The following is a 13,847-nucleotide window of genomic DNA, read 5'->3' as shown; positions in this document are numbered from 1 at the left end:
TCCTCAAACAGGATAGAATAAGCTATGAATGCTCCTTCTGAAACTCTTTTTTTTCAATCTGAGACACCCTTTATACAACTGTCTCAACCCTTTGTTGAAAAAGTCACCACACAGCCACTCCCGCAACCTTATTGGATCACTTGGAATAGTCGCCTTGCCCAGTCATTACATTTATCTCTGACCCCCACTCACCAGTGGCTGAATGTCTGCGCAGGACATATAGATCAAGCTTGGTGCAGTGTGTATTCAGGACACCAATTTGGAGTGTGGGCGGGACAGTTAGGCGATGGCAGAGCTCACCTCTTAGGTTCTGTTCAAGGTGCCCAGGGTCATCCTTTAGAGATTCAAATAAAAGGAGCTGGACTCACTCCCTTCTCACGCATGGGTGATGGGCGTGCAGTGCTGCGTTCAAGTATTCGCGAATATTTAGCCAGTGAAGCCATGGCAGCCCTACACATTCCCACCACTCGCGCTCTGGCATTGGTGGGCTCAAACCTAACCGTGCGTCGTGAGCGCTTAGAGACTGCAGCGGTACTCACCCGTCTTGCCCCCAGTTTTATTCGTTTTGGCCACCTTGAGCATTTTGCCCATCGCGGCCGTATGGCTGAACTCGTGAAGTTACTGGATTTTGTGATACAACATCACTATCCACAAGTGTTAGACAGTGATACCCCTTATATTGATTTATTTGAACAAATCGTAAGTCACACCGCCCGACTTATGGCCCAGTGGCAAGCGGTCGGGTTTTGTCATGGCGTGATGAACACAGACAATATGTCCGTACTGGGTATCACCCTTGATTATGGTCCCTTTGGTTTTTTAGATCATTTCGATTGGCAACACCGTTGCAATCATACGGACCAACAGGGTCGCTATGCTTATGATCAACAACCCCAAGCGGGCTACTGGAATTGTGCTGCCTTAGCCTCTGCCTTTTGGCCCTTAATTGCCGATGAAAACCTCCTGGCGGATAGACTAGAACGCTTTCATGAACGCTACCAATGGAGTTATTTGCAATTGTTTAGAAAGAAGCTAGGGTTACGTCAGGAGCAAAAAGATGACGCTACATTAATCAAAGATCTACTCGATTCATTACATGCTCATCAGGTAGATTTCACTCTATTCTTTCGCCTATTAAGTGACCTGACGCTGGCCCGCCCTGAGCTGGATAGCTCGCTTTTTGCTCCCCTTAATAGATCAATTAGCCTCTTTAACCTGTGGCTTGCCCGCTACCGCCAACGGTTGCATCAAGAGGAGTCTATAGATCATCTACGTCAGCCTCAAATGAAGCGCACTAACCCACGCTTTATATTGCGTAACTACCTCGCACAACAAGCTATTGAGCAGTCTATGGAGGGGGACTTTACCATGGTAAAAGAATTAAAAAGTGTGTTGGACACTCCCTTTGACGAGCACCCAGAGCATGAGGATTGGGCCGCGCTACCTCCCTCATGGGCGAGCGAGATCAGTGTCAGTTGCTCATCCTAACGCCATGCCAAATACCTCCTCCCTGCCAGCTCACACTCCACGCCACTACCGCTACTATGATCTCATCATGGCTGCCTTTGTGTGCATTTTACTGTGCTCTAATTTAATTGGTGCTGCCAAGCAAACCTATATCACCTTACCGTGGATAGGAACTCTCACCGTGGGGGCGGGGGTACTATTTTTTCCGATCTCCTATTTCTTTGGTGACATCCTCACCGAAGTCTACGGTTACGCCCGAGATCGCAGAGTGGTGTGGGCGGGCTTTGTGGCGTTATTATTCGCCTCCCTCATGGCCATGATTATAGTTCACCTCCCTCCTGCACATAATGCTTTCATGGCTACTTTCCAAGGGCAACTGGAAGGAGTTTTTGATAATGCTTGGCGCATAGCCGTTGCCTCTATTGTGGCGTATTGGTGTGGCAGTTTCTCTAACAGCATTGTCCTCGCTAAAATGAAGGTTGCCACTAATGGGCAATGGTTATGGATGAGAACCATTGGCTCCACCGCTGTGGGCGAACTGATTGACTCTTTACTGTTCTACGCCCTAGCCTTTTATGGCGTTTGGACCACCCATGACTTAGTCCAGATTGCGTTGTTAGAATATACTCTTAAAACACTCTGGGAAATTCTTGCCACCCCTCTTACTTACTGGTTAGTTAATCGGTTGAAGGCGGCTGAAAAAGAGGATTACTTTGACCGCGATACGCCTTTCACACCCTTTTCTTTGGATGTATAAAAGTGCCTGAATTACCTGAAGTTGAAGTCACGCGTTTATCACTACTGCCCCATCTCATCAATCATCAGGTGGAGAGAGCACAAATCCTCGTTCCAGCATTACGCTATCCTATAGATAGCGAACTCAGTAACAAAATAGTGGGCGCCACCATCACCGATATTGAGCGACGTGCAAAGTATCTCACCATTAAAACTACCCAAGGAAGCTTAATGGTGCACCTTGGTATGACGGGGACTCTCACCATCAACGCTCCAGGGACCCCTTTAAAAAAACACGATCATGCCTCATTTACGATTGGACAACATACTTTAATCTATAACGATCCCCGTCGTTTTGGTGCGTTAATTTGGGCAGAGCCTAATGAAGAAGAAAAGCGTTTTTCACCATTTTTTAAGAAATTAGGCATTGAACCCTTTGCTACATTGTTTAACGGTGACTATTTATGGCGTCATGCTCATACGCGAACCCAAGCCATTAAACCTTTATTATTAAGTGGGGAAATAGTGGTGGGGGTAGGTAACATTTACGCCAGCGAGGCCTTATTTAAAGCCGGTATTCTACCTCAAAGAAGCGCTAAACGAATCGCTAAAGAGCGCTATCACACTCTTGCCGCAACCATTCGAGAGACTCTGCATGAGGCCATTGAACTGGGTGGCAGTACGCTAAAAGACTTTCAGCATGGAGCTGCGCAACAGGGCTACTTTCAAATCCATCATCAAGTCTATGACCGGGCTGAACAACCTTGTTACGTCTGTCACACCCCCATTCGCCGCATCCGCCAAGCGCAACGCTCCACTTTTTATTGTCCTCAATGTCAACGATAATATGATATGACCTCACCTATTACCCTCTTAAGCGATCTGGATATTGCCCGTGCCTTAGCTCAACACTTAACACATTGGAGCTATCATCCCCCTGCCCTATGGCGCAAATGGTCTACCCATAACTGGCAACAGTCCATGGATCTAGCCCTTAAAATTAGTGCCATTGCTGAACGCTTAGACCATCACCCGAATCTTACTATCAAGTATGGGGAAGTTATTCTAGAACTATATAGTCACGATGTGACAGGGATTACTCAGCGAGACTTGGAGTTCGCCCGTATGGTTGAACAAAGTATTTAACATCATACCCTAGATAACTACTCGCTATGGATCGCGGCAATAGTTTTTGGGTAAAGCTCGTTTAATTCTTGGTTGTTAGATACGGTAAAGCCCAGATCACGAATTAAACCATCTTTAACACCGTAAACCCAAGCATGCACATTCACCTCTTGGCCACTGTTCCAGGCGTCTTGAACCATAGTAGTTTGACAAACATTGAGCGCCTGTTCAATAGCATTATATTCACATAATCGGTCGTAGCGTTCATGCTCGCAACTCACTGCGTCGATAAACGACTGGTGCTTGTCATGCACATCACGGACGTGACGCAACCAATTGTCAGCTATCCCAATACGCTGACCAAGCAGTGCAGCATGAACACCGGAGCAACCATAATGACCCACAACGATAATATGCTTCACTTTTAACACGTCCACAGCAAACTGAATGACCGATAAGGAATTTAAGTCCGTATGCACCACTACATTAGCCACATTACGGTGAACAAATACCTCACCCGGATCAAGACCCGTAATTTGATTGGCAGGAACTCTCGAATCTGAACAGCCGATCCATAAATACTCTGGTGCCTGCTGGGTGGCCAAATGACTAAAAAAATCAGGGTCTTGGGCTAATACCTCACTGACCCACTGACGATTATTATGAAATAGATGTTCTAGTGATTTACTCATTGGCCTAGTTTAACATGTGCGGAGGAAGGAGACTCAAGACTACTTAGTTATCTTAAACCTAGGCCCCCGTATATTGCCAAAGATAAGCGGCCACGAGAGCGCGCCAAGGGCTAAATTGGGCTAGCCAATGTTCCGTTTGTTTGTCTGACACATCATCAGGATGTTGCCACATGATTTGCAGAGCACGGCGCAGGGCAATATCACCATGTAAGGAACCATCAAGATAACCATAACCACGAAGTAGTCCATAATTGGCAGTCCAAGGACCTATGCCCTTAACACTTAATAACTGATGACTGAGTTCGTGCATGTGCCTAGGGTTATTACCATCTAACTCATCTAAAGAGTGACCTTGAGCAAAATCACATAATCGTTTAAGTGTTTCAGCCTTGGCTTTTGGAAAACCAATGGCTGATAAATCAGCTACAGATATGGCTGACAAGGCCACAGCATCTGGATAACAATACAAACCACTAGGAGTAGTTAGATCACAAAGCTTAATCATTCGGTGACGTAATTTAACAGCTGCCTTAACGCTGATTTGTTGCGATACCACCGCCCAACTTAGCGCCTCAAACACACTGGGAGTTAAGGCAAACCTTAAATCAGTGCCCATAGTAAACAACGGCTCTAATAGCTCACTACTTCCCCATTCTTGAGCAAAGGCATGAATGGGTTGGGTCAGGCCACACATTCTTTGAACACAACGTAAGAATGCAGCATTTGAATCGCGCTGAGGATGGCCGCCGTATTGAATACTAGCTGTCACTTGATGATTCTGAAAATTCAGCATTAGCTCAGCAATTGATCCGTACCAAACGACCCCCTTGCGTAAACTCTGACCGCTGACTACTTCTGCTAAGGCCTCCTCATCTCGCTGATGATAGGGCAAAATATCAGCAATTCGGTAACCTGAAGGCAGAGGCAGAATTAACTCGTGCCTAACACAATAAGAATCACTCAAGACTACAACCCTAAATCAGAAAGGCCAGGATGCTCGTCAGGGCGGCGCCCTAAGGGCCAATGAAATAATCGATCTACGTCATGGATTGGTAAATCATTAATACTTGCAAAACGGCGCTGCATCAAACCCCATTCATTAAATTCCCAGTTTTCATTGCCATAGCTGCGAAACCATTGACCCGAGTCATCACGCCATTCGTAAGCAAAACGCACTGCAATGCGGTGATGGGTAAAGGCCCATAATTCTTTAATCAATCGGTAATCAATCTCGCGCGCCCATTTGCGTGTTAAGAATCCATGAACCTCAGTTCGTCCTTTGGGGAACTCAGCACGATTGCGCCATAGCGTGTCCTCTGTATAAACCTGAACAACGCGATCAGGGTCACGACTGTTCCAGGCATCTTCCGCCATTCTGACTTTTTGTTTAGCAGTTTCTTCATTAAAGGGCGGAACGGGAGGCTTGGGTGTTGTCATAGATTCTCTCTTCTCAAATAAAAATAGACACTCTGAATAGTTAAAGTTCAATAGTTAAAAGACATATGATACCCCTATTGTAATGGGCACTTAACATGGTTAGCTATAAGCTCTCAATACCCGTCGACAGTTTTACCGTATTTCACCACGTAATATTACTTCCGAAGTAATCTGACAAAGAGTCTTACCCAGACATTCCAATCACTGCAATGTTAATTCAAAAAACAGTCTTAATCCCTTTTAATTCAGGGCTGCATTTCTAGACGCACAAATCTTTGATGATGCTAGCATCACCGGCAGTCTTAATCCCTTTTAATTCAGGGCTGCATTTCTAGACGCACAAATCTTTGATGATGCTAGCATCACCGGCAGTCTTAATCCCTTTTAATTCAGGGCTGCATTTCTAGATGGCGATGCCGTCGTATACAACAACGCTGTCATTTGTCTTAATCCCTTTTAATTCAGGGCTGCATTTCTAGTTAGCAACGCCAAGGTATTTGATGATGCACGAGCGTCTTAATCCCTTTTAATTCAGGGCTGCATTTCTAGTTAGCAACGCCAAGGTATTTGATGATGCACGAGCGTCTTAATCCCTTTTAATTCAGGGCTGCATTTCTAGATTGCTAGCGACAATGCTAGCACTAAAAAGCAACAACACTATAATCATGACCAACCCTAGAAGCATTGCGTATCGATTCAATGGCATGCAGAATGCCCCCAACCAAGGCCACCATGAAATAAACTAATATCTAATAACAATCGTTCTACGATTTGATATTTATGTTGATGGCTCGGTACAGAAAAAAATAACAGCCAATATCAATTAGTTGCTATATTAGGTTGGCGGAAGCGGTGAGATTCGAACTCACGGTGGGGTATCAGCCCACGCTTGTTTTCAAGACAAGTGCCTTAAACCGCTCGGCCACGCTTCCAAACTGACAGTGATGTGTATTACTTATTAAGCTCGCTATTCTACACTTATTTAATGCTTTTCGTCTAACACTTGAATTTTTGATGTATCATCCCTACTTGCAACTTATCAGACTCTCACGTAGTCTTAACTAATAATAATAACACTTCACTGATTTAACAATTACTGCAAGGAGTTTAATTATGGCAGGATCCTACAACACTTATACCCCCTCTGGACAACTGGACACGATGACTCACCGTGTGTTGAGAAACACCTACTGGTTATTGGGTTTATCCATGATTCCTACGGCCATTGGCGCGCTAGTAGGTATCAATATGAGCTTTTCTTTCATGATGGTATCGCCCATCCTCTCCAGCCTGTTATTTCTGGGAGTGGTCTATGGTCTATTCTTTGCTATTGAAGCCAATAAATACAGCTCAACCGGGGTATACCTACTGTTACTTCTTACCTTTATTTTAGGGGTTATGTTAGGACCCTTGTTACAGTTTGTATTGCATTTTCGTAACGGTGGTCAACTGATTACTTTGGCAACGGGCGGCACTGCCGTGGTCTTCTTTAGTTTAGCGGGGTTAGCGGGTACAACGCGTCGCAATTTTAGCGGTCTTGCCAATTTCCTCATCATCGGCTCCATTGTGCTCATGGTTGCAGTGATAGCTAACATTTTCTTGCAACTTCCCTTAATGCAAGTGGTACTGTGCGCTGGATTTATTCTCTTCTCGTCCTTAATGATTCTCTTTAATGTGAGTCAAATTGTGCATGGCGGAGAGACTAACTACATTACGGCTACCTTAAGCTTGTACATTAATATTTACAATATCTTCACCAGCCTGTTGCAGTTGCTAGGCATCTTCGGTGGTGAACGCGACTAAGCGCGCTCAAAAATAGCCACTGATTCAACATGGGCGGTATGGGGGAACATATTCACTACCCCAGCCGCCCTTAACTTGTATCCCTGTTGATGCACCATAACCTGAGCATCACGGGCCAAGGTTGAGGGATTACAGGACACGTATACCACCTTCTTCGGTAACACCTTGCCCAGTGAATTCACCACCGCTATGGCCCCATCCCGCGGCGGGTCAATGAGTAACTTATCCATGGGCCCCAACTCGGAAAAACTCTCTTCCGTCACGGTGAACAAATTCATGGTCCTAAATTCAACCAAGGATCTGAGGCCATTAAATTCAGCGTTATGATAAGCGCGCTCAATTAATTGTGGGTTACCCTCAACGCCCAGCACCCTCGCCCCTCCCCTCGCAATGGGTAGCGTGAAATTACCTAAACCACAAAAAAGATCCACAATACGTTCACCTGGCCGGGGGTCAAGGTGAGTCATTGCCCTTGTAACCAGCGAGCGATTGACCTGCGGGTTCACTTGGGTGAACTCTGTGGGGGAAAAGGGCATGGTAACGCCAAAGTCAGGCAAGCTATAGGTTAATCCTGGAAAATCCAGCGGATAAAAAGCTTGAGCGCTATCAGGTCCTTTGGTTTGAAACCAGATCACGAGATGATGACTATCAGCAAAAGCTTTGATCAGATGTTCATCTTCATGGCTTGGTAACGCTAAGATACGTAATACCAAAATAGTGACTCGCTCCCCTACCGCCACCTCCACCTGGGGTAATCGATCATGGATAGATAATTGAGTAATCAACTCTCTCAGTGGATCAATTAAACAACCAATATGGGGGGGCAATATATGGCATTCATGCATATCCGCCACAAAGCTCGAGGATTTTTCATGAAAACCCACCAATACCCCACCTTTTTTAGCCACATAGCGGACGGATAAACGAGCGCGATGACGGTACCCCCACTCGGGACCGTAGATGGGCGGTAAAATCGTTTCACTTTTCACTTTACCGATACGCTCAAGGTTATCCTCAAGAATGCGTTGCTTAAAAGCGACTTGAGCATCCGCTTGGGCGTGCTGCATATTACAACCCCCGCACCGACCAAAATGTGGGCAACGCGGTGTTGTTCGGGTGGGGCTAGCCGCGAGAATGGTGTCAATTTGGGCCAGATTAAAGGCGGTTTTTTCTTTGGTAATAGTGGCCTTCACTCGCTCATTAGGGAGCGCTCCATCCACAAACACCACCTTACCGTCTAAACGCGCCACGCCCATGGCTTCATGATCCACCGACTCCACTAACAGCGTTTTAGTGTGGCGGGACAAAGAGAGTTTTTCTGCCATGAATTAATAAGGTCCTAAGTCGATAACAAGGGGCGCCATCCCACCTTGGCGACGTTGTTCAAAAAAATGCTTTAAAGTTACTGTCACGGTCTCAAAAGCCAAATCCTGCCAAGGGATATCCTGCTCATCAAACAGTCTTACTTCACTGCTCTCAGAGGTCACTGAAAACCCCTCACTCACCATGGGAGCATTAAAAATACAGTGTACTTGATTAATATTAGCGATACTAATCACGCTGATTAATTCGCCCACCTCAATTTGTGCGGCGCACTCCTCAAAGGTTTCTCTTTGGGCTCCAGCCCTCAAGCTTTCACCATTCTCCATAAACCCTGCGGGCATTGTCCAATAACCCAACCGTGGTTCAATGGCACGGCGGCAAAGTAAAATCTGATTCTGCCAATGGGTGACACAGCCCACTACCACTTTTGGGTTTTGGTAGTGGATATCGCCGCAGGCGCCACATACGTGTCGCTCACGTTGATCCCCGTCAGGGACCGTCAGCGTAACTTGCGCACCGCAGGAGGAACAATATTTCATAGTTTTGATTACTCTCAAAGAGTGTTAAAATGAATTAAGTTAACATTTTAAACTATGCGCACACTTTTTTTTATTCTTCTCTTGTCTTTTTGTGCCTCACTCTCCTACGCTGAAGTGACTGTTGTACTTAACTCAGGGGATGGCACCATAAGTCTTATTGACCGCCATACCTATCAACCCATCAAACACTTTTATGTGGGCAAGGAGCCTCATCACCTCATGAGTCTGCCTGACAACAGTGCCCTGATTGTGGCTGACGCAGTGAGTAACGATCTGGTGTTTCTGAACCCCAGCACTGGTGAAGTAGAAAAACGTATCCCGCGCATCAGCGATCCTTACCAAATAGGTTTTAGCCCCGATAAAAAATGGTTTGTGGCCAACTCCCTGCGCCTTGATCGAGTGGATATCTATCGTGCTGAGGATTTTTCATTGGTGGCCCGTATTCCTCTGTCCTCTATGCCGAGCCACTTAGCCTTTACTCAAGATAGCAGTATGGTCTTCATTACCCTGCAAGGCAGTAACCAGTTGGCTGCCATTAATTTAAATACACAAAAAGTCGCTTGGATTATTCCCGTTGGCAACACTCCAGCGGGCATTATCATGACCCCTGATCAAGCGTATCTCTTGGTAGGAGCCATGGGGGATAACGGCGTGGAGGTGATCGATTGGCGCCTCGCCCGGGTCATTAAAAAAATCCCCACTGGAGTGGGGGCCCATAATTTTATGCCCCTTGGGGACAAGCGCCATATCTTGATTTCCAATCGTGGCGCGGATACGATCTCTATCATTGATACACAACATCTAACGCTCTCCCATACCTTCCCAGTACCAGGGGGCCCTGATGACATGGAAGTCTCACAGGATGGTAAAGAGTTATGGGTAACTTGCCGCTGGCTGCGGGAAGTGCGCGTGATTAATCTTACCAATGATCAGATCACTCATGTTATACCCGTTGGTCGTTCTCCCCATGGCCTGTTTTTTATGAGTCACGCACCCCGTCAATGAAGTACGGGTTAACTATATTGCTCCTGCTCTTACTGTCTTGCGCGGCGCAAGCCATAGAAACCTGTCAGCGTACCGTTTACCTAACCTTAGATAGCGGCAATATGGTTAGCGCCGAAAAAATTGCTGGCATATTGCAGCGCCATCATATTCTGGCCACTTTTTTTGTGACCAACAAACCCACTTACCGGGGGGATCATACGCTGGATGACAGCTGGCGCGATTATTGGTTAGCGCGTGTCAAAGAAGGTCATCAATTTGGCAGCCATACTTGGCGTCATGGCTATTTCAGGGGCGACCTAAAGGATGGGACAGTGCTTTACGTGACCGCTACAGGACACAGGGAGCATTTCAATCAGGCGGCCCTGTGCGAAGAGTTACAACACGTCAATCGTCGTTTTACTGAACTCACCCATCACCCTATGAGTCATCTTTGGCGTGCGCCTGGTGGCCATGTGACACCGCGCACTAACGAATTTGCTCAGTCCTGCGGTTTCTCGAGCGCAGTGGGCTGGGCCAAGGCGGGGTTTTTAGGTGATGAACTGCCCTCCGAGCGCTACCCTAACTCCCTACTCTTAAAGCGGGCTCTGGAGCATATTCAAAACGGTGATATACTCATGATGCACCTTGGTATTCAATCTCGTCACGATCCCTTTGTGAACGTCTTAGAGCCACTCATCGAGGGTCTTGAAGCGAAAGGTTTTTGTTTTAAACCCTTAACAGAACAGCCATGAACGAGCTATTAACCCCTCTTCAAGCCTTCATTTTTGAGCATTGGATCGAACCTCTGTTGGCGTGGTTAGGGCTTCAAGCTTATGTAGAAAATGCCTATGACGCACTGTATTTGGTTTTGCTTGGTATCATTGAAATAAGCCTGTTGGTGCTGGTTTTTCGCCCCTTAGAAGCCCTGCGTCCCGTAGAAAAATGGACTGATCGGCGTGCGCTGTCCTTGGATGTTCTTTATACTCTTTTGCATCGCTTGGGTTTTATTCCCTTGGCTCTCTTTTTTCTGCTCTGGCCCATCACCTACAGTCTTGACCGTACCCTGCGTATCCACGGTTTTATCCCCCTCTCTCTTGAGGACCTGTGGCCAGTACTCTCCCGCCATTTATGGCTCAGTTTTATGGCCTATCTCATTATGTTAGACTTTATCGGTTACTGGATCCATCGCTTGCAACACCGCCTGGAATGGTGGTGGGCTCTGCATGGTTTACATCACAGCCAGCGTCAAATGAGTTACTGGACCGATGATCGTAATCATTTATTGGATGACTTACTCACCGCCGCCATTTTCTCTCTTTTCGGATTATTCATGGGCGTCCCCCCCAGCCAACTGGTTATTCCCATGATGCTCACCCGCTTGGTGCAGAGCTTTGCCCATAGCAATGTCAATATTCGCTTTGGCTCATTGGGTGAAAGGCTCTTAGTGAGCCCCTATTTTCATCGTGTACATCATGGTATTGGACAGGGCAGTGAAAGTGGCGATAAAAGTTGTAATTTCGCCGTACTCTTTCCTGTCTGGGACATTCTCTTTGGCACAGCCAAATTTAATGAACCCTTAAGCGCCACGGGTATTGAAGACCAGCTTCAGGGGCGCTCCTACGGTGAGGGGTTTTGGTCACAACAGTGGCTGGGACTCATACGCTTAACCCGCGCTCTACAGGGACTAAAAGCTTAACTTGCCACTTGAAATCCTCTTAAGCATCCCCACCTACTAAAAAAATTATTTTCTTTTATAGAATTCGGAGTACATCTACTATGAGCGACAAACAGTCCATGCAGTTTCAAACAGAAGTGAATCAGCTGTTACATCTAATGATTCATTCTTTATACAGTAATAAAGAAATTTTCTTACGGGAACTCATCTCGAACGCCTCAGATGCCTGTGATAAGTTGCGTTTTGAGGCCATTAAACATCCTGCCCTATGGGAGGGGGATACTGAGCTGACAGTGCGTATCGCCCTCAATAAAGAGGAGCGCACCTTAACTCTCATTGATAACGGTATTGGCATGAGCCGTGATGAAGTTATTCATAATATTGGGACCATTGCCCACTCTGGCACCAAATCCTTTCTGAACCAACTCACCGGTGATGAAGCCCGAGATGCAGCACTCATTGGCCAATTTGGTGTTGGTTTTTACTCAGCCTTTATTGTGGCCGATAGGGTGACCCTCACCACTCGCAGAGCGGGAGCCCCCCTTGAGGAGGCAGTGCGTTGGGAGTCTCAGGGCGATGGCAGTTTTACCTTGGAAACCGTGACCCAAGCTGAACGTGGCACCACCATTGTTTTACATTTGAAAGAAGAAGAAAACCAGTTCCTAGAACCTTGGGAAATTAAAAATTTAGTGCGTCGTTATTCAGACCATATCCAACTGCCGATTGTGATGAAAACCGCGGAAGAGGATGAAACCCTAAACCAAGCCAATGCTTTATGGGCGCGCTCTAGGCAAGAGATTACCGATGAGGAATATAAAGAGTTTTATAAGCATGTTTCCCATGACTTTGAGGAGCCTATGGCTTGGACACACGCCAAGGTTGAGGGTAAACAGGAGTATACACAATTACTCTATATTCCCTCACACCCGCCCTTTGATCTGTTTGATCGCGAACAACGCCACGGTATTAAACTCTACGTTCGTCGCGTATTTATTATGGAAGATGCTGAGAAGCTGTTGCCTCACTACCTGCGTTTTGTTCGTGGGGTCATTGATTCAGCGGATTTACCGCTCAACGTGTCCCGTGAAATCCTGCAAGAGTCAAAGGATATTGATGCGATCCGCTTGGGCTCCACCAAAAAAATATTATCCTTGTTAGAGGATATAGCAAAAGACAGCACGGAGCGCTATCAAAAATTCTGGAACTCCTTTGGTCAAGTTTTCAAGGAGGGGGCAGCGGAGGAACATGCCAACCGCGACAAATGGGCAAAATTACTACGCTTTTCCAGTACTCACTTAGACGATGCACAGCAAAGCGTATCGCTGAGCGACTATCTCTCGCGCATGAAGCCGGAACAAAAGGCTATTTATTACGTGACCGCAGACAGCTGGACAGCTGCTAAAAACAGTCCTCATCTAGAAATTTTCAAGCGTCACGGTATTGAGGTGTTATTACTGAGCGATCGCGTTGATGAATGGGTAGTGAGTCATTTACATGAGTTCGAAGCTAAACCCTTGCATTCCGTGGCTAAGGGAGATCTTGACTTAAGCGCCTTAGGGGTTGACTCTCCTACCATTGAAACTCAGGAGAATGAAAAACTCAAACCCTTAATTGATGCCATAACCGAAGCCTTGGGGGAGCGCGTTAAGGAAGTACGAATTAGTCAGCGCTTAACAGAGTCTCCCGCTTGTCTTGTTATGGAAGAAGGTGCCATCTCCGGGCATTTGGAGCGCCTACTCAAAGCAGCAGGACAGGAGGTCCCTCAATCCAAACCCATTCTTGAAATTAATCCAGATCACCGGTTAATTACGCGTCTTCAGCTAGAGACCGATAATGAAAAAATCAAAGAATGGAGTTTGCTACTCTTGGAACAATCTCTCATTGCTGAGGGAGGGGTGTTAGAGGATCCGGCAGGTTTCGTTAGACGCATTAATCAGCTTATTGTGTAACTTTTAACAATTGCCATTAACTCCCCATTAATCCTACTTAATATAGGGTTAATGGGGTCGTACCATGTCATTCACGGGATCCATTAAAACGCCCTAGATCCTTAACAAATAATGAAAG

Annotated in this window: 14 protein-coding genes and 1 tRNA gene; 9 read left to right on the top strand and 6 right to left on the bottom strand. The window is 46.3% G+C overall.

What is annotated here, in order from left to right; translation table 11 throughout:
• Positions 1 to 24 precede the first annotated feature (24 nt).
• The 4 genes from FERRO_RS03885 to FERRO_RS03870 are packed head-to-tail and all read left to right on the top strand — an operon-like array spanning position 25 to position 3,348.
• Positions 25 to 1,488, top strand: coding sequence for a protein adenylyltransferase SelO (locus FERRO_RS03885; RefSeq protein ID WP_056929534.1), 1,464 nt, complete (start codon positions 25 to 27; stop codon positions 1,486 to 1,488).
• 4 nt (positions 1,489 to 1,492) lie between these two features.
• On the top strand, positions 1,493 to 2,224 hold the full coding sequence (locus FERRO_RS03880; RefSeq protein WP_056929793.1) for a queuosine precursor transporter: 732 nt from the start codon (positions 1,493 to 1,495) through the stop codon (positions 2,222 to 2,224).
• A 2-nt stretch (positions 2,225 to 2,226) separates the two neighbouring features.
• On the top strand, positions 2,227 to 3,048 hold the full coding sequence (mutM, locus tag FERRO_RS03875; RefSeq protein ID WP_056929533.1) for a bifunctional DNA-formamidopyrimidine glycosylase/DNA-(apurinic or apyrimidinic site) lyase: 822 nt from the start codon (positions 2,227 to 2,229) through the stop codon (positions 3,046 to 3,048).
• Positions 3,049 to 3,054: 6 nt separating this feature from the next.
• Positions 3,055 to 3,348: a 4a-hydroxytetrahydrobiopterin dehydratase gene (locus FERRO_RS03870; protein WP_056929532.1), complete on the top strand. Its 294-nt coding sequence runs from the start codon at positions 3,055 to 3,057 to the stop codon at positions 3,346 to 3,348.
• Between the two features lie 17 nt (positions 3,349 to 3,365).
• Here FERRO_RS03870 and can read toward each other — a convergent pair whose 3' ends face one another.
• The 4 genes from can to FERRO_RS03850 form a co-directional block, all read right to left on the bottom strand.
• Positions 3,366 to 4,019, bottom strand: a complete 654-nt coding sequence (can, locus tag FERRO_RS03865) for a carbonate dehydratase (protein WP_056929531.1) — start codon at positions 4,017 to 4,019, stop codon at positions 3,366 to 3,368.
• A 58-nt stretch (positions 4,020 to 4,077) separates the two neighbouring features.
• Positions 4,078 to 4,983, bottom strand: a complete 906-nt coding sequence (locus tag FERRO_RS03860) for a DNA-3-methyladenine glycosylase family protein (protein ID WP_056929530.1) — start codon at positions 4,981 to 4,983, stop codon at positions 4,078 to 4,080.
• Between the two features lie 2 nt (positions 4,984 to 4,985).
• Entirely contained in the window at positions 4,986 to 5,456 is a 471-nt protein-coding gene (locus FERRO_RS03855; RefSeq protein ID WP_056929529.1) for a nuclear transport factor 2 family protein, read from the bottom strand.
• 841 nt (positions 5,457 to 6,297) lie between these two features.
• Positions 6,298 to 6,388, bottom strand: a tRNA-Ser gene (locus FERRO_RS03850).
• Positions 6,389 to 6,569: 181 nt separating this feature from the next.
• Here FERRO_RS03850 and FERRO_RS03845 point away from each other — a divergent pair.
• Positions 6,570 to 7,259, top strand: coding sequence for a Bax inhibitor-1/YccA family protein (locus FERRO_RS03845; protein ID WP_056929528.1), 690 nt, complete (start codon positions 6,570 to 6,572; stop codon positions 7,257 to 7,259).
• On the opposite strand, the gene rlmD is transcribed toward FERRO_RS03845, so the two are convergent.
• Together rlmD and FERRO_RS03835 are read right to left on the bottom strand one after the other, a co-directional pair.
• A complete protein-coding gene (gene rlmD, locus FERRO_RS03840) occupies positions 7,256 to 8,584 on the bottom strand; it encodes a 23S rRNA (uracil(1939)-C(5))-methyltransferase RlmD (protein WP_056929527.1) in 1,329 nt (442 codons plus the stop codon). The two genes, FERRO_RS03845 and rlmD, sit on opposite strands and share 4 nt — an antisense overlap.
• Positions 8,585 to 8,587: 3 nt before the next feature.
• A complete protein-coding gene (locus FERRO_RS03835; RefSeq protein WP_056929526.1) occupies positions 8,588 to 9,121 on the bottom strand; it encodes an NUDIX hydrolase in 534 nt (177 codons plus the stop codon).
• Positions 9,122 to 9,175: 54 nt separating this feature from the next.
• Here FERRO_RS03835 and FERRO_RS03830 point away from each other — a divergent pair, with 54 nt between their 5' ends.
• The 4 genes from FERRO_RS03830 (at position 9,176) to htpG (ending at position 13,729) form a co-directional block, all read left to right on the top strand.
• Positions 9,176 to 10,126, top strand: a complete 951-nt coding sequence (locus FERRO_RS03830) for a YncE family protein (protein WP_056929525.1) — start codon at positions 9,176 to 9,178, stop codon at positions 10,124 to 10,126.
• Positions 10,123 to 10,857, top strand: coding sequence for a polysaccharide deacetylase family protein (locus FERRO_RS03825; protein ID WP_056929524.1), 735 nt, complete (start codon positions 10,123 to 10,125; stop codon positions 10,855 to 10,857). Before FERRO_RS03830 ends, FERRO_RS03825 begins: the two co-directional genes overlap by 4 nt.
• On the top strand, positions 10,854 to 11,801 hold the full coding sequence (locus FERRO_RS03820) for a sterol desaturase family protein (RefSeq protein WP_056929523.1): 948 nt from the start codon (positions 10,854 to 10,856) through the stop codon (positions 11,799 to 11,801). The genes FERRO_RS03825 and FERRO_RS03820 overlap by 4 nt, the downstream gene beginning before the upstream one ends.
• An 80-nt stretch (positions 11,802 to 11,881) precedes the next feature.
• Entirely contained in the window at positions 11,882 to 13,729 is a 1,848-nt protein-coding gene (htpG, locus tag FERRO_RS03815; RefSeq protein WP_056929522.1) for a molecular chaperone HtpG, read from the top strand.
• Positions 13,730 to 13,847: the final 118 nt, after the last annotated feature.

It is taken from the genome of Ferrovum sp. JA12, from assembly GCF_001431705.1.
Classification (GTDB): Bacteria; Pseudomonadota; Gammaproteobacteria; order Burkholderiales; family Ferrovaceae; genus PN-J185.
Note: the sequence above shows the minus strand (reverse complement) of the source record. Positions and strands in the feature narration are given on the sequence as shown.

Excerpts from the sequence above, each read along its gene's own strand:
- FERRO_RS03835 (WP_056929526.1), bottom strand. The coding sequence starts at position 9,121 with ATGAAATATTGTTCCTCCTGCGGTGCGCAAGTTACGCTGACGGTCCCT.
- FERRO_RS03880 (WP_056929793.1), top strand. The coding sequence starts at position 1,493 with ATGCCAAATACCTCCTCCCTGCCAGCTCACACTCCACGCCACTACCGC.
- FERRO_RS03820 (WP_056929523.1), top strand. The coding sequence starts at position 10,854 with ATGAACGAGCTATTAACCCCTCTTCAAGCCTTCATTTTTGAGCATTGG.
- FERRO_RS03845 (WP_056929528.1), top strand. The coding sequence starts at position 6,570 with ATGGCAGGATCCTACAACACTTATACCCCCTCTGGACAACTGGACACG.
- FERRO_RS03830 (WP_056929525.1), top strand. The coding sequence starts at position 9,176 with ATGCGCACACTTTTTTTTATTCTTCTCTTGTCTTTTTGTGCCTCACTC.
- FERRO_RS03825 (WP_056929524.1), top strand. The coding sequence starts at position 10,123 with ATGAAGTACGGGTTAACTATATTGCTCCTGCTCTTACTGTCTTGCGCG.
- htpG (WP_056929522.1), top strand. The coding sequence starts at position 11,882 with ATGAGCGACAAACAGTCCATGCAGTTTCAAACAGAAGTGAATCAGCTG.
- rlmD (WP_056929527.1), bottom strand. The coding sequence starts at position 8,584 with ATGGCAGAAAAACTCTCTTTGTCCCGCCACACTAAAACGCTGTTAGTG.
- FERRO_RS03885 (WP_056929534.1), top strand. The coding sequence starts at position 25 with ATGAATGCTCCTTCTGAAACTCTTTTTTTTCAATCTGAGACACCCTTT.
- can (WP_056929531.1), bottom strand. The coding sequence starts at position 4,019 with ATGAGTAAATCACTAGAACATCTATTTCATAATAATCGTCAGTGGGTC.
- FERRO_RS03870 (WP_056929532.1), top strand. The coding sequence starts at position 3,055 with ATGACCTCACCTATTACCCTCTTAAGCGATCTGGATATTGCCCGTGCC.
- FERRO_RS03855 (WP_056929529.1), bottom strand. The coding sequence starts at position 5,456 with ATGACAACACCCAAGCCTCCCGTTCCGCCCTTTAATGAAGAAACTGCT.